Source organism: Nitrospira marina, assembly GCF_059568365.1.
Map to the genome: position 1 here is coordinate 2,867,995 of NZ_JCANTH010000001.1, position 19,759 is coordinate 2,887,753.

Below are 19,759 nucleotides of genomic sequence, written 5' to 3' on the forward strand. Positions count from 1 at the left end.
CCTCCTTTCCCTCCTTTGTATGTTACAAGCGGGCTTTCTTATTTCTTACTTCGTTCTCTGACCATCAACGGTCACCGATGAACCTTACCACGACATGACAGGACGACCCGAACCTGGTTTACTTTGTTCTCTATATTCACCAAACAAAAAACGCCATGTCGTATCTCTGGGCACTGACCGTAAGGTTTTTGGAGAAATGATGTGTTCCCTTTATGTTGAAAATTGTCGAATACGTTAACCTCGTCAGTCATTTGCTAGACCGGCTGGAAGGAGTCGTCCATGGAGACATCTACGGTAGAAGAGTTGATTGCACAAGAAAAATGGGCGGAATTGCGAGAGCTGTTGAACGGCCTTCCGCTTCCCGAAGCAGCTGAGACCCTGTCAAATATCCCCAAAGCGGCCCGCGTCCTCATTTTCAATATTCTTTCTCGTTCTGATTCCGGTGAACTGTTTTCATACCTGACGCCGGAAATTCAATCTTCGTTATTGACTGAACTCACCGACAGGGAAGCGGGTGAATTGTTGGCAAGGCTGAGGCCTGACGATCGGACAGGAATATTAGAGGAATTCCCCCCCCACGCCATCAGCCACTTACTCACCCTTTTAGGGCCGGAAGACCGGCAGGAAGCACAACAACTCCTAGGATATCCCGATGAAAGTGTCGGTCGACTCATGACTCCCGACTATGTGTCTGTGCTTCCCGCCTGGACCATCCAACGAGCTCTGACCCATATACGTTGGAAAGGCAGTGATTGCGAGACAATTTCTACCATCTATATCACCGATGAAAATGAGAAATTATTAGATGCTTTGGAGTTACAACGTTTTGTTTTGGCCGACCCCCTGGAGAAGGTGGAGAGCATCATGGACCAATCTTTTATCTCCCTCTCAGCCGGGGACGATCGGGAGGAAGCCGTCCGCATGATGCAAAAATATGATCTGTTTGCACTTCCTGTCGTTGATACCAATGGCATCCTACTTGGAATTGTGACGGCCGATGATGTGTTGGATGTGGCTGAGGAAGAAGCGACGGAAGACATGCAAAAAGGAGCAGCAGTCGAACCGTTGAAAACCAGTTATCGGGAATCGGGCATATGGATGTTATATCGCAAACGTATTCCCTGGCTGATGGCCTTAATTCTGGTCAATCTGACTGCTTCCAGTGTCATCGCCGTGTATGAAGAAACGCTCGCTTCCACACTCGTCTTAACATTCTTTATTCCCATGTTAATGGGAAGCGGAGGAAACACCGGCGCACAAGCCGCCATGCTGATGGTTCGAGCCCTGGCCATTGAGGACGTGAAAGTCTCACAATGGTTGAAGACAGCCTGGAAAGAGCTGGCCGTAGGGAGCACCCTGGGCTTAACCATGGGAATCGGTGCTGGTTGTATCGGTTATGCATGGGGAGGGATAGTTGTGGGCGTGGGTGTGGGATTAGCCATGATTGCAGTCGTTGTGGTCTCCAATCTTATCGGTGTATTATTTCCTGTCCTCTTGACCAAATTAGGTTTAGACCCTGCTGTCGCCAGTAGCCCCATGGTCACATCCACGACGGATGTAACGAGCCTTATCCTGTATTTTTCTATTATCCGTTTAGTAATCGATAGTCTTCATGGAGGGGGCCTCTAATGGGCACTCCGACGCAGAGCAAAAGCCAGAACGCCTTGTGGCTCTTGAACGTCCGGCCCTGGACGTTCTTGATAAAGGGTTTCCGAATTTGTCCAGTTTTGAGTCATAAGGACCCTAGAGTAAAGTAAAGGCAACGAATTTTTTATTTTGGACAACAAAACACGGGTTAAGGGAGAATGCCTACATGCTGACAATTTTCTGGAACGTTCTATTCTTTTCGGCTCTGATCGTCTCTTCGAGTCATGCGGAGGAAATCGGAAGTGTGGATACAAAATTCAATTTTTTGGGTCCTGATCACAAAATTGTGATTGAAGCGTTTGATGATCCCAAGATTGAAGGAGTCACCTGCCATCTGAGTCGAGCGAAAACAGGGGGATTGAAAGGCATGGTTGGTGTCGCTGAGGACACTTCAGATGCCTCAATTGCCTGCCGCCAAGTCGGTCCCATTCGCATTATTGATGAGCTTGAAGAAGGAGAGAAAGTGTTTCACGAGAGTCGATCACTGATATTTAAAAAACTGCAGGTGGTCCGATTCTTTGACAAGAAGCGTCAGACATTCATCTATCTCGTATACAGCGATAAAGTGATCGAAGGCTCACCCAAAAATTCGATTTCGACGGTGCCGATCAGATCGTGGTCAAATTCACAACAACGATAAGAGAATTTATCCCAATTGTTCTAAATTTTCGTGTATCGTAGTTTTGGCCCCGCTGCTCTGAGCATGCGCTTGTGATTGAAATTGCCGTTGAATTGATGTGCACTCCCAAAATGACTTTCCTATATCCTCTCCAGCATGAGGCATTTAGCCTAAAACCATCTTTGGCATCCCGAACATCCAGGGTTTCGCATAGGACACATATTCTCCTTTTTCGTCAGACGGACAAATTCATTCAGTTCAGTCTAATCTTTTCACGAGTGGAGTTACGCCGGCTTTTAACAACCTGAAAGGTCACTGCTTGCCTAAAAGAACATGCAGGGACGATTCAAGACCAGATGAGCAGATGAAAAACATTTTTCGACACTCCCTAATATTGGATCTTTAATGGGTGATGATATTTATGGTCACCCTACCATCCGTTGGTTTGGCCAAAGTGGACCAACATACCATTACGGATAAAGATATTACCGTGGCAATTGAAAGTCGTTTCCTGGTCGATCAGATGGTCCCCGCAAATGGAATTGATGTCCATACAGATAATTCCATACAGATAATGGAGTCGTCATGCTGTCGGGAGAGGTCCCTACGCTGCTGGCCAGGGAGCGTGCAGGAAAAATCGTGGCCAGCATTCGAGGGGTTCAAGCGCTTATAAATACCATCGCCGTGAACCCTACCGGCCGGATTGGCGATAAAGAACTGCGAAGCAAGGTGTTTGCCGCATTAGCCGTAGATCCGGCATCAGACTCTTATGAAATCACCGTACATGTTAATCAGGGTCGCGTCATGCTGACTGGAACAGTAGAAAGTTGGCAGGAAAAGCAATTGACTGAGGAGGTAGCCAAATCGGTAAAAGGTTTTCAATCTCTCCGAAGCCGGATCACCGTTTAACCGATGGCTTCTCGCCCCGACTCAGAAATCAAGGCAGAAATTTTCCGTCGCCTAGAATCCAACGTATGGGTCCATGAAAGGCTAATCGGCATCATGGTCGACCAGGGACATGTGACGTTAACCGGTACATTGGGGGAGCCTGGCTGAAAAGAATAGTGCCTATACAAATGCCTGGGTGGGTGGAGTCAAGGAGGTAAATGTGGCCCCACTCAAGGTTGAATGGTGGGCACGGGACACCATGCTTCGTCATCGCAAAGACATATTCACATCAAACACCCATACAGCTGAGGCGATACGAGCATCCTTCACATATGAACCCCGGCTGACTGAAATATGCGCTTGAGTGGCAGGATAAGTCCGACCCTGAGCTTCGACAGGATATCAAAGACCAACTCTGATGGAGCCCGTTTTTATCCGATCACTCCATCTCCGTCAGTGTTGAAGATGGCGCTGCGACGCTCATAAACTTTGTGCAGAGTTGGCAACAACGATCCCTCGTCGAAGAACATGCTCTGTAGCCGGAGCCTGATTTGTTCACAATCGATTATAGGTGGCCCCTTCAGACAAGATTTCCCAATCATCGCCGTAAAAAGGACCCGAGGCCAACCCCTCTCCTTTCCAACGACACAAATGTCAAGCGGAGTTTAACAATTTCAGGAAAGGAAAAGAATCGTGATCCCTCCCAAATAGACAAGCAAAATACAGAAACTTTCGAATCCGATATTGGCGATGCCATGTTCCTCCCGACGCAGCAATCCAAGCAGTAGAATACCGTTCATGAGCATCGTTAAGGCGATCAGATAGACTTGCTGATTCGTCGTAGCATGATAAATCGAACCTTCCTGATACGCGAAATCGGAAAACGCGACCAGGAGCGTGTCAAAGGTATTGCCTCCTATTATGCCTCCTACGGCAAGCGTCAACGCTCCCCTACGCACCGCGGCAAGTGAGGTGATCAATTCAGGCATAGAAGTACTCATGGTCGTGAAGACTCCCCCTACAAGCGTTTCAGAAAGTCCGGTATGAGTCACAAGAGAGACGGCTGAACCGGCAAGAATCCACCCGGCCGTTCCAATGAGCACGGCAGAAGCAGTGAACGCCATCAATAATTTCTGAAGATTTTCATGACAGCTGCCCGCCTCCGGTTCATCGGGTTTCGTGTGGGGCGTTAATTTGGGACTCCAGAGTGGCTCAACATGGGAATGATGCACCAGCCGAAGACCAAAAATGTATATGGCGACGACACATGGGGTGACCGGATGCATATTCCACAGGCTGAATTCAGGACCCACGATGGCGAGTAAAATGAGCGAGAGCATGCTCATGAGGAGCACCCCGTTCATGAGATTGGCCGGGGAGGCTGCGGCATGCTCCAGATTGGCATGCCGATAAGTCATATCGGCAATGGCAAGAAATGCCGTTTGTATGGCAATGCCTCCAAGGGCATGACTCACCGCAAATTCGGCATGACCGCCCCATGCGGTTGTCACCGAAGTGACTATGCCCGGCAGGGATGTACTGGCCCCCAAAAAAACGGCGCCCGCAAGCGCCTCGCCAATCCCTGTTCGATCAGCCAGCCGGTCTACCAATTGAGTAAGCTTCCAGCCGACCAGTCCGATGACCGCTGTGGATATGAAAAAAAGAGCCAGGCTGACAGTGAGAGACCAACCTTCATGTTCCAGGAAAAAGATCCTATCCGCTTCTATGCTTGGAATTGACCCGTTTATCGTTTACAGCGTAGAAGCTTATGTTTTTTAAATGATTAACATTTGAAACCTGAGAAAGGGCCCGAAAATAAATCTCCTCATTATCACTGGGCATGATTCCGGCAAGAATATGCGTTTTGCTTTTGTGAGGAGCGAAAGATGCAGTTTGATCTTAAGGCTTCATCCATCGAGCTTTGAATCCCCGAACATCAACATGAACGAAGGGACCTCGATGAGGTTTGGGCCCATAAATGCCTAATCCTCCCAGAAAAGGTTGATACCAGGTTTCACGAGCTTTCTTCTTCACGACATCCGCCAGTTCGACGGCATCCTCTATGGTGATTTTACCGTCTTGATTTATATCATCCATCTTATTATTTTCATCCACGTCCACAAAAATATCGGCGGCACCTCCATACAGATGTCGGCTGTATTTTGTGCGGTTGCCGATCGAATGATTATAAAATGGCGTGCGAAAGCCGCTCATGATATGTAGAGTGCGCGCTTTAATCCCTTCTTGATTGACCGCTTCCAGAATCATTTCCAATTTGAGTATCAGTCGTTCTCTTAAGACCAGGTACTTGGGATATCCGCTCGGCTGTTTGCCGACAAATTGGCCAAGCGTAAAATGCGGCGAGACAAGCACATTGCGATTATTCTGGGTTACCTCGATAAAGCCCTGGGGCCGATTGTACACAGGATTATTTTTTAAGGGTTGTTCTTGATAGCGACCGATCCGATAACCGTTTAACTTTTCCCCGTGATGAGCAAACGGCACCATAACAAACACATTAAGTATCATGGTAGAATTGGTGGTCGTGTCCGTAATGGTTATGGGATATAATCCTTTCTGGTTGGGAGCCTTCCATTTCCATCGCTCTTTTGTGTGACGTTCAAGGTTGCCCCCCAGAGCAGAGACGGTGAAAGAGCTGGAAGGATTGGTAAACACGCATTCAAGCTCAATTGTTCGGGAAGGCATGACATAGATGCCTAAGACCCGATACGGATTGACTTCGTCCTTTATTTTGACAGTAAAAGGCACGAGTTCCGGATCATAGGGTGAACTGGGTGCGGCGACAGCATGGTGAATCCATACCACCATCACAAAAATTCCTATTCCGCACCATGCGACCATGAAAGAACTGCTGAACCGCCAAAACATGAAATTACTCTGTAGGATTCGGATTAAATAGAATGATTGGAACGAACACCAGCTGTAGATAAGACTGGCTGCAACGCTGTCCATAATTGCTGGTCGTGACCATAAAGATCTTCACGGAATTGCAGGGTCCCGTCCTCAGCCACCCAGGCCGTCAGATACAGAATATAAACCGGTATCGCTTGTGAAAGTTGAATCGCACGGCGCTCCGAACTTTCAATCGTATGCACAATTTCCTCCCGGGACCACTTTTCGTTCAAAAGAAATGCAGCTAAATCCGTCGGCCGTTCAACGCGGATACAGCCATGACTGAAATCGCGTTCGGAGGCATCGAACAAATGATCGGCAGGTGTATCGTGAAGATAAATGGCATGATCATTGGGAAACATGAACTTAACCAGTCCTAGCGCATTATTCGGGCCGGGTTTCTGTCGAATACGAATCGTTCCGGCTTCAATGTTTTCTAAGGTAAGTTGAGAGATTTCCATGGGCTGTTCATCCCAGTCCACCAATTCAAAATTGCTTTCCTCGAGATAAGCCGGATCCTCCTGAAATTTTGGGAAAATTTCATCTATGACAATGCTTCTTGGGACGTTCCAGTATGGATTAAGTACCAGGTATTCCAGAATGTCACTAAAAATAGGAGTCTGGCTCATTGGCTTCCCCACAATGACGGGCATTCCCATTTGTGGTTTCCCATCTTGATAGGCCGTGAGTTGAAAATCTGGGATGTTCACCAATAAATAGTCCCGACCCAATGTCCGCGGCATCCAACGGCGCCGCTCCAAATTCACCAGCACCTGACGAATACGAAAATCGATCGGAGTATTCAAGGTTTCCAAAGTTCTCGGTCCGACTATTCCGTCAACCGTTAGTCCATGCCGTGCTTGGAATTTTTCTACGCCCTCCATCACTTTCTGGTCAAATAGCGAACTATTCGGCCCATCGTTCATATCTCCCGTAGCCGCTAACCGCCGGCGTAAAACTTTCACGCGTGGACTGTTTGTCCCTTTCGCGAGAAGAGGTCCGCCTGATATGACCGGCCACCCTCCTTCCTCCTTTACCTGGAGATATCGCTTCAACGCCTTTAGTAAAGGCTCATACCCTTCATGCCCGCCGGCCAGCGATTCCAGAGTAACCACAATTCCGTTATCAATGACTTGTGTGACTATTTGTGTCAGTGATGGTCTCTCATCTTGCAGATACCACTTTCCATTGACTTGATCCGGCGATAAGCGTCCTGATGTGACGTGATTCAAAAGCTTGACAAGGTTGTTCGTCAGAACAACTTCGATTCTGGCGAGGACATTGGTACGGAATAAGGGGCGGTCTTCGGAGAATAACTGATCGGTACGTTGTAACCAGTGAAGCTCGGAATACGCATAGTCCCTGGAGTTTAAACCTAGCTGTTCGGCTTCGCTCAAGATTTTATATAAGGCCTGTCCTTCGGCATTCAGATGATCAGATGGTGATACCCACAAGGGCTCATACTGTCGATCACCATATATCTCAATTAACTCCTTCCGGTAGGTTACCGGCGATTCATCAATAAGCTCCTGGAGCACCTGGGGGATGGCTCGTTCCTGACCGTGGGCGCTTCCCACCACTCCTGCCCCAAGGAACACATAAGAACATATGCATAAAAAAACATGAACTTTTCTAACCTTCATCTTACCACTTTAAGGCAATACTCGAACCCCACATACTGGCATTAACCCTGGAGGATATATTCTTGATCCCTGGATTTTGCATCCCTCCAGGGTCTAGGCCCCAACTTACATACTACTCAGAAACCCACTGCCCGGCGATCCCCGATAATTTGTCAACCTCAATACGCTCAGCTTCACTTTTATGGCCTTTTCCAGGGTTTTTGAGGGTTTGCTATCGTACATTTGAGAGTTATTTTTCAACCAACACACAGCGGTGGGAATCCTCATCGCATTCACAATTTACATAATCACGTTCAAGAAAGGAGGGTTTGTAATGAACCGGTCTTATGCACGACCAATTCTAGTTGCAGGAGCACTATCTTTGTTGGGTATGCCATGGGGAAGCAGCGACCATAAGATATCAACAGTCCATGCAGCCCCCTGGATCGCGCCTGCCCCGCAACAGGAATTGTCCGCAAATTGGGTTCAGGATGTCGCCCGTGAGTTCAGGAAACCTAACTTACGTAACATTTTCATGAACATACCGGGAGGATCCCCTCAATCAACAATTTTGAATTTATTAAATGAAGCGGCTGTGGGATTGGAGAATGGGGAGCCCGGCTATGCACGTCACCTCGTTCGCAAAGCGGTCAACGTTCTAGATCGGGGTGCCGGACGTGGGTGGTATACGGAATCGGATATCCAACCTATCCAGGCCATAATTTTAAAATATGCCAAACAGGGATTTTCTGAGGCCGAGCAAAATTGGAAATCCGGAAATAGAAATAATCCGAGAAATAAAGAGATGTCTTCCAATCGATCACAGGATAATGGCGTCAGTTTATTTAATCCGGATGAACCGAATCTTTCCCACAACCGGTGGGATGGGTACACCAGCGATCATTGGCAGGGAAGCGGAGATAGCGACGGGAGAGTTCAAAAACGGAATATCCGGCAACACACGGAGAATTTTGATCGTTCCCGAAATCGCACATCGAAAGGGTCTTTCCGGGAGAGGGAACAAAATGTCAGGAACCGAGATGAAAATCTCAGGATGGAACACGGAGGCACCCAGCGATATTATTCTGACGATTTTTATTATTCTGATGACCCTTGGGAGGATCGTGGGAGAAGGATCGAATCATCAAGACGTGACCGTGATTCCTATAAAGACCAGATGCCTTGGTCAATGGAACAGGATCGACGTCTCCATGCCCGTGGAAAGGAGAAGTTTTACAGCGGACAGTCTATGGGCCGCGGACAACAGAGGCCATATGACCGTGGACCCGGCCAGGATGACTATTTTGAATCGACCACCAGAACCCAGTCCAGGGGATTCCATCGCTAACCTATATCACTTTAATTTAGTCAATCGCTAACCTATATCACCTTATTTTAGTCAAGGAGGAACCCCAAGATGAATTTGTTACATGCTTTCCACCGAACATCTATAGCCATTGCATTTCTGATGGGTGTAAGCGCAGCACCAGGTCTCGCACAAAGCCAAGTCGGCTATGACGATTACGACATGAACCCGTACCATGAGTATGACCCGTATTATGAGTATGATCCATATCTCGATGATCGTTTGGGGTACGATTATGATTCCGGATACGATTATGATGACTACGTTTTGACGGATTCGGAGCTTCGTCAACGTATCAAGTTAAATTTTGCCATGAGCCCTTTTGTTGATGACGACAATGTTCGCATATCCGTTGATCATGGGGTCGTTACCCTTTCCGGCTCTGTGGAAGACCGGAGCGCCATGATCGATGCCCAGGAAATTGCGTATGATTCCGGAGCCTGGAAGGTTCGTAATAAACTTTCTCAACGTGAGACTGAAGAACGCCCATGGGCCGACATGGGAGATAGAGAACTCAAAAAGGAGATTGAGGATGAGCTGTGGAGCAGTCCATTTGTCAATTCCGACAACATCTCGGTCGGAGTAAGAAACGGAGTAGCCACACTGTATGGTGGGGTCGAGAATAAAGGTGAGATTGCGGACGCGGTAGAAAATGCGTATGAAGCCGGCGCCAAGCGAGTCAAAAGCCGTTTGTGGGTTGATCCGGACCTTTCGTAAGAGGTAATTCTTTACTCTGGAAAAAGACAAATTCACCGTTGTGGGGCAAGGCTTCTGCTAAACGCCTTGTCCCACAATGGGGATGATTAACACATTTCCGGGAGCGGTGCCAGGTAAAGAACAAGTTAAACAGAAAAGAAGGAAAACGAATGAGCGAATTAATCGTGGTGGCTTTTGCCGATGAGACAAGAGCGGAAGAAGTACGGAAACTGCTTTTTACCATGCAGAAACAATACCTTCTTGATTTAGAAGATGCAGTCGTTGTCGTGAAAAATCAGGAAGGAAAAGTTACCATCAATCAGACCTACAATTTGGTAGCCTCCGGGACGGTAGGAGGAGTGCTCTATGGAGGTTTATGGGGTCTATTAATTGGCGTACTGTTTTTTAACCCCATTCTCGGGTGGGCCGCGGGAGGACTGGCAGGCGCCACAGCAGGAAGTATTACCGGATGGTTAACGGACATTGGCATTGACGATGTTTTTATCAAAGAACTAGGAAACACTATTCAACCGGGACATTCCGCCTTATTCCTTCTCCTAAAAAAAGTGACACGGGATAAAGTGATTAACGAATTGAAACGGAAAGGCGTGGAGGGAACGATTTTGCAGACGTCATTATCCACCGAAGACGAAGCCCAATTACAAAGTTTCCTTACGTCAAAAATTCACCGTGTGGAGCATGAGGGCCAATAACACGCAATAACACATCGATTGTGGCATTTTTGGTATTGACCTCAGGGGTAACTCATTTAAAAGCCATCACCAATCGCGATTCACCAGGAATTCTTATTTTGGCACACTTCTATGAAACCCCTTTCAGGAGTCCAGGTTGAACCCGGCGTATCTTCGTACACATGACCTGTACGGGTATCTGAACCTAAACCCGCAGACACATCCTGACGAGGCCGCAATTGAATTATTCAAGTGCCTTTATAGGTAGTGGGCCAAACCTTTTTCAAGAATCGAGGTTACGTATTTCTTTCCATTACAATGATTGCACAACCATGGAACCAATTGAAGATAGGATCAAAGCAGGAATTTCCGGATTTTACAGGGGTGTGCCCCCTCAATTTTCAGAGACGGGGTTTTTCTTTACCTTTCTCGAGATTGGCGTTAAACAGGAATTCCCCTCCTGGGCTGAAAAACCGAAAGAAAACAGAGAAGTATCCTTCATCACTCCTACCGTCGTAGGGAAGATTTCAAAGTCAGCACGCAGTCCGGTCTAAAAAGTTTTCCCCTTCAACCCCGTTAAGAAAATCACATCATTTCCAGGGTTTTCAACAGTTTCGCTAGTCCTGACTTATTACCCATACTATGAAAAATCACAAGACTTTCAGGTTTTTGAGCGCTTCGAATCACATCTTAATAACAAACTGATCCGAAAAGCTCTCCTTAATTCATTCGGGTTTTAATACAATTAAAGGAGGAATAACAAATGAGACGACCCCACATGAACCCACAACAGTCTGCTATAAATTTCCGGTGGTGTGTGCCGTTACTTTTTTTGGCTATCGTTGGCTGTCAGGATGAAACCGCCCCTGTAAATAATCCACCGGTTGAACCCACGGTTTCCGGCAGCTCGCAGGAAATTCCCTCTCCGCCCGTGAATTCTAATACTCCGAACCCCATCCCCCCCGACCAACCTTCTGATCATGCCAGATTAATTATAGGCGAAGTCATGTCTATTAATGACAAAAGCTATATGATTAAGGACTCCGATAATAAGGAAATCCGTGTAGAGACAAACTCCATGACGTTGGTAGATGAAGGAATTGAAGTCGGCGATACAGCGGAAATCCGTTTTTCGGCTGAGGAAAAACCCACCGCTATTCGAAAGATACGGGGGACCTCATAAATTTACCCAGGTAAAGTTAAATCCTGTGAATATGCAAGGATAGGCGGCATACTTGGATTGAGGAACAAGCTGCCTCAGATGGATAACAACAGTGGCCTTCTTGATGGTGACATAAAAAAATTCCGGCGCACCGGGATAGTCCCTCTCGCGCCGGAATCAATTTGGTCCTGTGACTTCTTATAATTAATTCTTTTGTTCCCGGGCATCATAAGGATGATTTTCCAACCATTCATCCACCCATGCCCTGACTTCTTCTTTTCGTTCCCCATATCGCTCCTGAAGTTTTCCTTCGAAACGGTCTGTACGCCCTTCAATTGCCAGCAGATCATCATCCGTAAACTCTCCCCAGTTTTCCTTAAGCGCCCCCTTGAGTTGTTTCCAATTACCATTGAATTGGTCCTCATTATACACCTTATGAATATACCCTTTTTGAACTTCCTCTTCCGCGGGAACGGAATAAATCATTCCGTTTGCCCCCCAAGCAGGAGCACTCATGAAAAGAACGGCCGCCACGGTTGAGGCTACTCTAAATTTCAGCATATGTTGCGTCATGTTCATAATTTTGCTCCTTCCGCGTATCTTGCGTAAATCATGTAAGCGGAACATTCCGAGGATGAATAATTGAGGCACTTAATATCCCTGAACGCATTTGCCCCCACACCCAGGAGCGGGTATATAATTTCCCTTCTCCTGGGAATGATGGGTAGATTTCACCAGAAGTGAAATGGAAATTATCGGACTGGTTGGTTTTTCGCCTGCCAATCCTCGGTCCATTTATTTAATTCGTCTTTTTGATCTCCATAGAGTTCTTGAGCCCTTCCCTTAAATTTATCGTAATCACCTTCGATTTGGGTTAATTCATCGTCGGTAAACTTACCCCACTTTTTTTTCACTTCGCCCTTAAACTGGTTCCAATTTCCTTTGAATTGTTCCTTGTTCATGTTGTTCTCCTTGAAATGTTGTGTAAGTATGGAAATCTTTCACATTACCTTTAAAACCTTTTCCTTCGTTTTTTTATCCACCTCCTTTGATGGGGTTTCTTAAACGTGATTAAATGTCCTGTGAGTAAATTACCCACTTCTTGTTCCCTTAATTACTATTTAATATCAAGACAAACCCCGCTTCACCAACGTATAAATTCGTTTTCTCCTCGCTCTTTTTTATCCAGATATTTTTAATTATTGAGGCCATGCCCATTCGTTTCCATATGGTTAACGTGAGATGCGGAAAGGCATCCAAGGCAAGTGCTAAAGCAGAATTTCCTCAGGTTGGTAGGCTTTGGAGGGGGAAGAAATTTCCGAGAGAAGAAGGCGGAATTTCCCAATTTGGGATTAAGAAATTCCGCCTTTCATTTTAGGGAGGGTTTTTAATCGGCTGCCTTTTCAATTGTTTTCCCTGCTTTTTGTACATCCTCGCCGGCACCCTCCATAGTATTGCACCCGGTTATCGCCAGCAAAGCGATCAAAAGCACTCCCCACACATAATGATTGATCTTCATTTTCGCCTCCTTTGTGTTTTGTGTTTAAGAACATCCGAGGAACCATACTTTGCCACCCTAATACCCCAGACTGGTTTTCTCTATTTATTTGGTTGGTTTTACATTCCTAATCATTCTTTCCAAGTTTTTTTAAGTTTTCGAAGGAGGGTGTCATGGCATCAACAAATGCATTCCTGAAAAGGTTCCAAATCATTTGCCATGTCCCAATATTTAAATTTTCCATATCCCCGGTAATATCCGTTTTTGTCGCCACCTCATCCCTTGGAGCATTTTCCAGAAGGGAAGCAATTCCACCCACAACCCCCTCATAGAGCTGTTTAAAGATATTGTCGGTTTTGTCCTGTGAAAGATCGTAAATTACCGGTTGGTCGAAAAATGGCTTAATGTACCCCTGGACACGGCCACCATCAGCATGCAGTTCGGAAATCAAAGAAAACTTTCCGCTTTTTACATCAAATCCACCGTAGGCTTTAAATACATCGTTTAGGGTGGTCATATCTGTTTTTTCAATTTTCATCTTTACATCAAAATCAGGATGTTTTACTTCCGGCCGGAATCCTCCTTCAATTGATGTCTTTCCCTTTCCCATAAATTTTCCGGAAAGTTTCAATTCTCCTATCTGTGTGATCCTTGGAGCGCCCACCCCGGTTATCAGCAGATCCACCTGGTTAAAAAATAGTTTATATGGGGGATTCGTTGTTTGGTTCTTATAACCAAATTCGCCATTTTTTACTGATGCCGAGTCCACCACCACCTTGAACGGATTTTGGGATTTTTTTGAATCGCCTCCGTCTTGTGGTTTGGCATCCTGTGTGGCTTTTTGTGCTTTCTTTTGAGCATGTTTCTCCACATAATTAAAATGTGGATTTTCTATTTTCAACATGGCAATTTGAACAATATTTATCCAAGGCGCATATTCGACATGTCCCCGCCCGTTCAGCGTTCCGGAATGAATTTCCATATTGAGTAGGGAGGATAAAGGTATAAACGGTTTAAGCTGGACATTGTTCACATCGAAATCTACTGATACTCCCGGAAACGGTTGGGCTAAAAAATTCGCTTCCCCTGAGATACTCACAAATCCGGATTGGGGAATGGATCCCTCCACGTAAATGCCTGAGGGGTACTCGCCATCCTGGGAGCGGATATTCTGGATATTATCCACCTTCAGTTGGAGATTTGTCAGTTCAAGTGGAGAATCGTCGGCTTGTCCCTGATAGGAAATGACACTATCTTCGATTCGAAAGGTGTTAATGGTGACAGGGTACAATGCATAGAAGGCCTCTTGCCAACCTTTGTCTTCTACGTCTGTTTTATCCTTTACCTCTTTTTCGGCTTGAGGGGAAGCAATGACGACTTTGGCATTTTTAATAAGGTGATCACTGACAATCTTCATCTTAAACAATTGCGTCCACTGGATACTCGCGCTCCAGAATGGAATGTTGACTAGAGGAGGCTCAGGATTTGCCTCTTGTCTTAATGTCAAATTTTCAAAGTCAATGGAGAAACCAAGTGGATGAAAATCAACCGTCTCTAATTCAACCGTATAGCCTTGGAGATGTTTATTGAGATTGGTTTCAAGGTATGCCCGCAACGATTCATCAATAAAAAATGACGTGACCCCCAGGAGTAGTAGGAAGAACCCCATGATCCCCGACGTAAGGATAAGAGCACGGATCCACCATGGTCGTTTTTTCTGAGACCCCATTTTTTATCGCCCTACTCGTCATTCCCATCGTTGAATATGTAATGTCAGGCAACATTTCTGAATTCGAAATTTCAGGGGAAGTTTTTTATTGGACTGAACCTTCCGTTTCCGTTCTTTCGATCAAAAATCCCCGCCTCGCCCCTGAGGCGGGGATTTTTAGATCATGGCGGGGCAGACTAAGGAGATTGAACCGTCAGATCATTGTCGACTCGCTTGACACCTTTGACTTGCCTGGTCAGACGGCCCGCTTCCGATTTGTCCTCTTCAGTCTTAGCTACACCCATAAGATGAACGACGCCCTTTACGGTTTCAACCTCCACTCGAGACACTGAAGAAGGTTGCTGATTTGCGAGTTTGGTTTTCACGGCGGCCGTTACACTGGCATCATCAACATAATCTCCAGTGGCCTGTCCGGTCGTAGATTGGCACCCCACCAACAATCCCACTACCACCGCCATACTTAAAAAAGTTTGAATGGCCTTTAACATAGTCTGCCTCCTCTAATAATTGTTGCCATAAAATGAACATTCCAAGGTGTCCTCACATGATGAATATCGCTCATCCTACTAGATTGGAGTAGATCCGCCTCAAGAGACAAAACAGCCTCCTAATCATAATTTTTTGTCTTAGATTTCCTTTTGGCTGCGCTGTATCATAACCATGATTGCGGATTGAACCTTGATAATCCTCAAGGTTCACATCCGGGATGTTATGCATCGCCTCATCCGATCTTGGGACAAGGGCACTCCCGCAACAGATGAATCGGGCCGATTTCAACAAGCCATATGGACTCCGCAAATGTATCCCCAATCTTGCGCAAAAACATCCCAGGACTTTCGATTCCATGGATCTAGTCAAAGAAGCCAAACAAACCGTTAAAAGCCGACCAGTGGAAAAACTCCTTTCGCCCCTGGAGGAATTCACCAAACAAAATGCCTCCGGTGGCATCGTGCTTTTGGTTTGCACCGCAATCGCCCTGGTTCTCGCCAATTCAGCCTATGGCGATCATTTTTCGGCATTTTGGGAACTGCCTTTTACCATTGGCATTGGCACCTATTTATTAGAAAAACCCTTATTACTGTGGATCAATGACGGATTGATGGCCATTTTCTTTTTTGTCATTGGACTCGAAATTAAACGGGAAATATTGGTCGGAGAATTATCCCAACCCCGTCAAGCCATTCTTCCCATCGCGGCGGCTTTTGGCGGAATGGTTTTTCCCGCAGTGGTGTATCTCCTGCTTAATTTTCAAACCCCTTACAGCTCAGGTTGGGGGGTTCCCATGGCCACCGATATTGCTTTTGCCATTGGTCTGCTGGGTCTATTGGGTTCAAAGATTCCCTTTTCGGCTAAAATTTTCTTGACGACTCTGGCTATCGTTGACGATCTCGGAGCTGTTCTCGTTATTGCCTTTTTCTATACCTCGGATATTTCATGGATCAGTCTTGGGACTGGCTTAGGATTTTTAGTAATCCTGATAAGTGCAAACCGGTTGGGAATTCGTTCTCCATTTATTTATGGCCTATTCGGGATTGGTGGCCTTTGGTTGGCGTTTCTTTTTTCTGGGCTTCACCCCACGATTGCCGGCGTGCTTGCGGCTTTTACTATTCCAGCCACATCCGCCATGACCAAAAGGGAATTTGCTCACAAAAGCGAGAAATTCAGTCAGGAATTTCAAAGGGCTGAGGTTCCCGGGGTTTCAGTATTGGAAAATAAAGAACAGACACAAGCAGTCCATGCACTAGAAACGGCTAACGATTTAATCCAACCTCCTCTTCAAAAACTCGAACATGTTCTCTACCCGTGGGTCACATTCGCCATCATGCCTATCTTTGCTCTGGCTAATGCGGGAGTGGTAATTACCACCAACCCTTCTTCACTCATCAGCCATACCCTCTCACTAGGAATTGGTTTGGGATTATTACTTGGCAAGCCCTTGGGGATATGCCTTGGAGCCTGGTTGGTGGTCCGGTTTGGAAGTTCTGATCTTCCATCCCACCTTCATTGGCCTCAAATCATTGGTTTGGGATTTATGGGGGGTATTGGGTTTACCATGGCCATTTTCATTGCAACGTTGGCTTTTCACGAATCTTCCGATCTACAAACAGCTAAATTGGCCATTTTAATCGCATCCTGCCTATCTGCCTGTATCGGCTTACTCCTGTTATCAAAATCAACTAAAACGCCCAACGGCAAACGGACCTCTTAGCGATAGCTCAGGGTCCCCTCTCCTTGAATTCTTCTAGGCCATTTTCTCTCCCTTTAAAAAGCATGAATTAAAAAAATCATAAATTACAAACCCAGGGTTTTTCTCAGGTCTCCCATGATGAAAAATTGGATATATTTCACAAGTCTGTACTATCCCTCAACTAAAAATTAACAGAAGGAGCGTTTCATGCCTTTCACGACCGTATTTCAAAAAACGTCAAAGACCCCATCGGCACAAGGCTCCAACAGATTCTTAGGTCTGTTTGGAGTGTGCCTTTTAACTGGAGGTCTGGTTTTTTCCGGTGTGGTGTTTGCCCATGAAGGAAATAACACGAAAGGTAGTGAATCCCTGTCCGGGGAGCGTGTCATAAGTGGAACTGTGGAAGAAGTCAGAGGGGAACAGGCTAAGGTGGACACAGGGGAAGGTCAACCTCGTTACTTACCCATGAATCTCCGTGAAGAGAAAGGGCTTCCCCCTCTGAAAAATGGGGATCGCGTTGAAATAACCGTTAACGATCAAAACCTCATTGTAGATGTTCATCTGGCAGGAGAAGAGTCCCATCATCGAACGGTCCATGGTGTTTTGGCCCAGCCACTGGTGACCGGTCACGAAAAGGCCGTGATTCAGTCGCAGGATGGTCAGCAAGAATCGCATAAGATCAGTTCAATGGCCAGGAGCAAGGTAGCCTCCATCCCGGTTGGCGCAGAAGCCACATTTCTTATTGACGAAATGGATCAGATCGTGGACGTCACATTTGAGAACCAGGCAACGGCGGACAAAGCCCAACATCTTGGGGAGAAAAAGTCTCCCCTAAAAGGAAATTTCAAAAAGGTTTCAGGAGTTCTGAAGCAACCCCTGAAAAATAATATGATCGCCGTTCAACCGGATGGGGAAAAAGAGCACCAGTATGAAGTGCGCCCCCTGGTTCAGGAAAAGTTCAAAAAGCTCTCTTCAGGGCAAGAAGTCGTCCTATTTGTCGATGATGAAGATAAGGTCACCGATGTGGCTTTTGTAAAGAAAGATTAAAGCCTTCTCCCTTGATTGGATGATGGCAAACTGTTGAACAAAGTATGCCCTTGGTTGAATTCTGCTGAAACGTGGAACCGGCATAATGCACTACAAAAACAAGGAAACCGAGAGACAGGACAAACACGGATGGATACTTCTCAAGCAGTTTTTCCAACTCCATATCACGAAATAGAAGTGTGCTGGAGTTATGGACGCAGAGTGTTGAAAAACAGGAGGGTCCTGGTTCTATAAAAATCCGTTTGAACTTATTAGGGCAAATTGGGTGATATCGGTATTCCTGACCTGTGAGGGTTGTTGTTTGCCTTTAGTTGGTTTTCCATACCCAATATCCTGGTAACTTTATCTGACAATATTGGCAGGGTGAAAACCGTGGCGCCGGCAATCCTGTGTGTCTTTGGAAGCCACCTATACTAACTGAGAATTAAGACTCAATTAGTGCAGCCAATTCCAGTCCGACCTTTCCATTGTCCCCCGATCTTTAACCAATAACGGCAAGCCGAGTCCACAGTCATTCCCAGAAAAAGAAAGGCCGCTATGGGCAACACAACACCATAGGTTGGAGCCAGTGCGTACAGCCGCAAGGTAGGTTGAAACGTATACATCATAATAAGCCAAGCGAAAACCGCCAGCCCTCCCGCTAGAGCACTTCCATGAAGGGGCCAGGTCAAGGCGACAACCGGTGGGAGAAGATAGACGAGAACCAGACCCAGGATGGTGCCTACAAGCATCAAAGGGGAATACCTAAGTTGAGTATAGGCGGTCCGTTTTACCATTGCCCAAATGTCAGGAAGCGCGACATAGGGACGAATGCTGTGCTCTGAATCCGTAAGACCCACCCAAATCTTTCCTACCCGCTTAATTGCCGTTCCAAGGGCACAATCATCAATTACTTCACCCCGAATGGTTGCGATCCCTCCTATTTGAATCAGTGCACGATTCCTCACAAGGATGCAACCTCCAGCTGCGCCTCCCACAGTTGAATTGTGATCATTGATGAGCGGAAAAGGATAGAGTTTCTGAAAGAAATACACAAATGCAGGAATTAACAGCTTTTCCCAGGCATGTTGACAATGTAATCGGACCATGAGCGATACAAGATCAAGTTCCTCGAATTCGGCCTTGGAAACCAGCTCACGCAGATTTCCACGGCTGTGCTCGATGTCAGCATCCGTCAAATATCGATAGGCGGCATCGGGCCAGTGCTGCTCAGCGTAATGCAATCCGGTATGGAGGGCCCAGACCTTTCCCAGCCATCCAGAGGGCCGATCCTCGGCGACTTTCACAGTAAGGCGTGCTCCCCCTGGGTGTTCGATAGCAAGCTGACGTGCAATGTCGCCGGTACAATCCTCACTTTGATCATCCACCATCACCACGTGAAATTCCCCTGGGTAGTCTTGCTCTAAGAGAGAGCGCAACGTCCGTTCAATGACATCCGCTTCATTTCGGGCGGGAACAACGACGACGACGGTAGGCCATAGTGTAGTTGTAAAAGTAATTGGCCCATCACTACCGAGTCGCTGGTCGGCATACCAGAAGCGGCCATGCCCAAACGAGAGGTAGAGCCAGGTTACCAAGGAAAGCGCTGTGGCCAAAAAGAGATAGACCTCAAGATGAGCAAAAGGAATGGGCCAAAAACTCATAGAGCCTCCACATACATAAAGTTCATACGATCATCAATCATGTGAGTTC

General features: G+C 46.5%; 18 protein-coding genes and 1 pseudogene. 10 read left to right on the forward strand and 9 right to left on the reverse strand.

Annotated elements, in window-relative coordinates; translation table 11 throughout:
• The first annotated feature begins 279 nt into the window (after nucleotides 1–279).
• The 4 genes and pseudogenes from mgtE (at nucleotide 280) to LX98_RS12115 (ending at nucleotide 3,175) form a co-directional block, all read left to right on the forward strand.
• Complete coding sequence (gene mgtE, locus LX98_RS12100; RefSeq protein WP_496429147.1) at nucleotides 280–1,629, forward strand: magnesium transporter; 1,350 nt, start codon at nucleotides 280–282, stop codon at nucleotides 1,627–1,629.
• Nucleotides 1,630–1,813: 184 nt separating this feature from the next.
• On the forward strand, nucleotides 1,814–2,287 hold the full coding sequence (locus tag LX98_RS12105) for a CreA family protein (RefSeq protein WP_496429148.1): 474 nt from the start codon (nucleotides 1,814–1,816) through the stop codon (nucleotides 2,285–2,287).
• Between the two features lie 558 nt (nucleotides 2,288–2,845).
• A pseudogene (locus LX98_RS12110) lies at nucleotides 2,846–2,947 on the forward strand (BON domain-containing protein); the annotation flags it as partial.
• Nucleotides 2,948–2,950: 3 nt separating this feature from the next.
• Nucleotides 2,951–3,175, forward strand: coding sequence for a BON domain-containing protein (locus tag LX98_RS12115; protein ID WP_496430600.1), 225 nt, complete (start codon nucleotides 2,951–2,953; stop codon nucleotides 3,173–3,175).
• Between the two features lie 653 nt (nucleotides 3,176–3,828).
• Here LX98_RS12115 and LX98_RS12120 read toward each other — a convergent pair.
• The 3 genes from LX98_RS12120 to LX98_RS12130 all read right to left on the reverse strand — a co-directional run bounded on the left by LX98_RS12120 (nucleotide 3,829) and on the right by LX98_RS12130 (nucleotide 7,644).
• Entirely contained in the window at nucleotides 3,829–4,902 is a 1,074-nt protein-coding gene (locus LX98_RS12120; RefSeq protein ID WP_496430601.1) for a calcium:cation antiporter family protein, read from the reverse strand.
• Nucleotides 4,903–5,053: 151 nt separating this feature from the next.
• On the reverse strand, nucleotides 5,054–5,983 hold the full coding sequence (locus tag LX98_RS12125) for a hypothetical protein (protein ID WP_496429149.1): 930 nt from the start codon (nucleotides 5,981–5,983) through the stop codon (nucleotides 5,054–5,056).
• A gap of 83 nt (nucleotides 5,984–6,066) precedes the next feature.
• Nucleotides 6,067–7,644, reverse strand: coding sequence for a L,D-transpeptidase family protein (locus LX98_RS12130; RefSeq protein ID WP_496429150.1), 1,578 nt, complete (start codon nucleotides 7,642–7,644; stop codon nucleotides 6,067–6,069).
• Nucleotides 7,645–8,023: 379 nt separating this feature from the next.
• Between LX98_RS12130 and LX98_RS12135 the strand changes: the two genes are divergently transcribed.
• The 4 genes from LX98_RS12135 to LX98_RS12150 all read left to right on the forward strand — a co-directional run bounded on the left by LX98_RS12135 (nucleotide 8,024) and on the right by LX98_RS12150 (nucleotide 11,626).
• Nucleotides 8,024–9,037: a hypothetical protein gene (locus LX98_RS12135; RefSeq protein WP_496429151.1), complete on the forward strand. Its 1,014-nt coding sequence runs from the start codon at nucleotides 8,024–8,026 to the stop codon at nucleotides 9,035–9,037.
• A gap of 69 nt (nucleotides 9,038–9,106) precedes the next feature.
• Nucleotides 9,107–9,772 carry a BON domain-containing protein gene (locus LX98_RS12140; RefSeq protein ID WP_496429152.1) on the forward strand — a complete coding sequence of 222 codons (666 nt, stop codon included), beginning with the start codon at nucleotides 9,107–9,109 and terminating at the stop codon, nucleotides 9,770–9,772.
• A 149-nt stretch (nucleotides 9,773–9,921) separates the two neighbouring features.
• Complete coding sequence (locus LX98_RS12145) at nucleotides 9,922–10,464, forward strand: DUF1269 domain-containing protein (RefSeq protein ID WP_496429153.1); 543 nt, start codon at nucleotides 9,922–9,924, stop codon at nucleotides 10,462–10,464.
• A gap of 742 nt (nucleotides 10,465–11,206) precedes the next feature.
• On the forward strand, nucleotides 11,207–11,626 hold the full coding sequence (locus LX98_RS12150) for a hypothetical protein (RefSeq protein ID WP_496429154.1): 420 nt from the start codon (nucleotides 11,207–11,209) through the stop codon (nucleotides 11,624–11,626).
• A 183-nt stretch (nucleotides 11,627–11,809) separates the two neighbouring features.
• On the opposite strand, the gene LX98_RS12155 is transcribed toward LX98_RS12150, so the two are convergent.
• The 5 genes from LX98_RS12155 to LX98_RS12175 all read right to left on the reverse strand — a co-directional run bounded on the left by LX98_RS12155 (nucleotide 11,810) and on the right by LX98_RS12175 (nucleotide 15,320).
• The gene (locus LX98_RS12155; protein ID WP_496430602.1) at nucleotides 11,810–12,037 is read right to left on the reverse strand and encodes a CsbD family protein; all 228 of its coding nucleotides are present in this window, start codon (nucleotides 12,035–12,037) and stop codon (nucleotides 11,810–11,812) included.
• A 320-nt stretch (nucleotides 12,038–12,357) separates the two neighbouring features.
• Nucleotides 12,358–12,567, reverse strand: a complete 210-nt coding sequence (locus LX98_RS12160) for a CsbD family protein (RefSeq protein ID WP_496429155.1) — start codon at nucleotides 12,565–12,567, stop codon at nucleotides 12,358–12,360.
• A 425-nt stretch (nucleotides 12,568–12,992) separates the two neighbouring features.
• Nucleotides 12,993–13,124 (reverse strand): entericidin A/B family lipoprotein, encoded by a 132-nt coding sequence (locus LX98_RS12165; RefSeq protein ID WP_496429156.1) that lies wholly within the window; start codon nucleotides 13,122–13,124, stop codon nucleotides 12,993–12,995.
• A 106-nt stretch (nucleotides 13,125–13,230) separates the two neighbouring features.
• Nucleotides 13,231–14,832: a DUF748 domain-containing protein gene (locus tag LX98_RS12170; RefSeq protein ID WP_496429157.1), complete on the reverse strand. Its 1,602-nt coding sequence runs from the start codon at nucleotides 14,830–14,832 to the stop codon at nucleotides 13,231–13,233.
• A gap of 176 nt (nucleotides 14,833–15,008) precedes the next feature.
• Nucleotides 15,009–15,320: a BON domain-containing protein gene (locus LX98_RS12175; protein ID WP_496429158.1), complete on the reverse strand. Its 312-nt coding sequence runs from the start codon at nucleotides 15,318–15,320 to the stop codon at nucleotides 15,009–15,011.
• A gap of 356 nt (nucleotides 15,321–15,676) precedes the next feature.
• On the opposite strand from LX98_RS12175, the gene nhaA reads away from it, so the two are divergent.
• Nucleotides 15,677–17,041: a Na+/H+ antiporter NhaA gene (nhaA, locus tag LX98_RS12180; protein ID WP_496429159.1), complete on the forward strand. Its 1,365-nt coding sequence runs from the start codon at nucleotides 15,677–15,679 to the stop codon at nucleotides 17,039–17,041.
• Nucleotides 17,042–17,227: 186 nt separating this feature from the next.
• On the forward strand, nucleotides 17,228–18,067 hold the full coding sequence (locus tag LX98_RS12185) for a hypothetical protein (protein ID WP_496429160.1): 840 nt from the start codon (nucleotides 17,228–17,230) through the stop codon (nucleotides 18,065–18,067).
• Nucleotides 18,068–18,498: 431 nt separating this feature from the next.
• On the opposite strand, the gene LX98_RS12190 is transcribed toward LX98_RS12185, so the two are convergent.
• The gene (locus tag LX98_RS12190; RefSeq protein ID WP_496429161.1) at nucleotides 18,499–19,710 is read right to left on the reverse strand and encodes a glycosyltransferase; all 1,212 of its coding nucleotides are present in this window, start codon (nucleotides 19,708–19,710) and stop codon (nucleotides 18,499–18,501) included.
• Between the last annotated feature and the right edge of the window lie 49 nt (nucleotides 19,711–19,759).

Excerpts from the sequence above, each read along its gene's own strand:
- mgtE (WP_496429147.1), top strand. The coding sequence starts at position 280 with ATGGAGACATCTACGGTAGAAGAGTTGATTGCACAAGAAAAATGGGCG.
- LX98_RS12175 (WP_496429158.1), bottom strand. The coding sequence starts at position 15,320 with ATGTTAAAGGCCATTCAAACTTTTTTAAGTATGGCGGTGGTAGTGGGA.
- LX98_RS12165 (WP_496429156.1), bottom strand. The coding sequence starts at position 13,124 with ATGAAGATCAATCATTATGTGTGGGGAGTGCTTTTGATCGCTTTGCTG.
- LX98_RS12145 (WP_496429153.1), top strand. The coding sequence starts at position 9,922 with ATGAGCGAATTAATCGTGGTGGCTTTTGCCGATGAGACAAGAGCGGAA.
- LX98_RS12135 (WP_496429151.1), top strand. The coding sequence starts at position 8,024 with ATGAACCGGTCTTATGCACGACCAATTCTAGTTGCAGGAGCACTATCT.
- LX98_RS12105 (WP_496429148.1), top strand. The coding sequence starts at position 1,814 with ATGCTGACAATTTTCTGGAACGTTCTATTCTTTTCGGCTCTGATCGTC.
- nhaA (WP_496429159.1), top strand. The coding sequence starts at position 15,677 with ATGGATCTAGTCAAAGAAGCCAAACAAACCGTTAAAAGCCGACCAGTG.
- LX98_RS12185 (WP_496429160.1), top strand. The coding sequence starts at position 17,228 with ATGCCTTTCACGACCGTATTTCAAAAAACGTCAAAGACCCCATCGGCA.
- LX98_RS12150 (WP_496429154.1), top strand. The coding sequence starts at position 11,207 with ATGAGACGACCCCACATGAACCCACAACAGTCTGCTATAAATTTCCGG.
- LX98_RS12140 (WP_496429152.1), top strand. The coding sequence starts at position 9,107 with ATGAATTTGTTACATGCTTTCCACCGAACATCTATAGCCATTGCATTT.
- LX98_RS12160 (WP_496429155.1), bottom strand. The coding sequence starts at position 12,567 with ATGAACAAGGAACAATTCAAAGGAAATTGGAACCAGTTTAAGGGCGAA.
- LX98_RS12190 (WP_496429161.1), bottom strand. The coding sequence starts at position 19,710 with ATGAGTTTTTGGCCCATTCCTTTTGCTCATCTTGAGGTCTATCTCTTT.
- LX98_RS12125 (WP_496429149.1), bottom strand. The coding sequence starts at position 5,983 with ATGGTGGTATGGATTCACCATGCTGTCGCCGCACCCAGTTCACCCTAT.
- LX98_RS12170 (WP_496429157.1), bottom strand. The coding sequence starts at position 14,832 with ATGGGGTCTCAGAAAAAACGACCATGGTGGATCCGTGCTCTTATCCTT.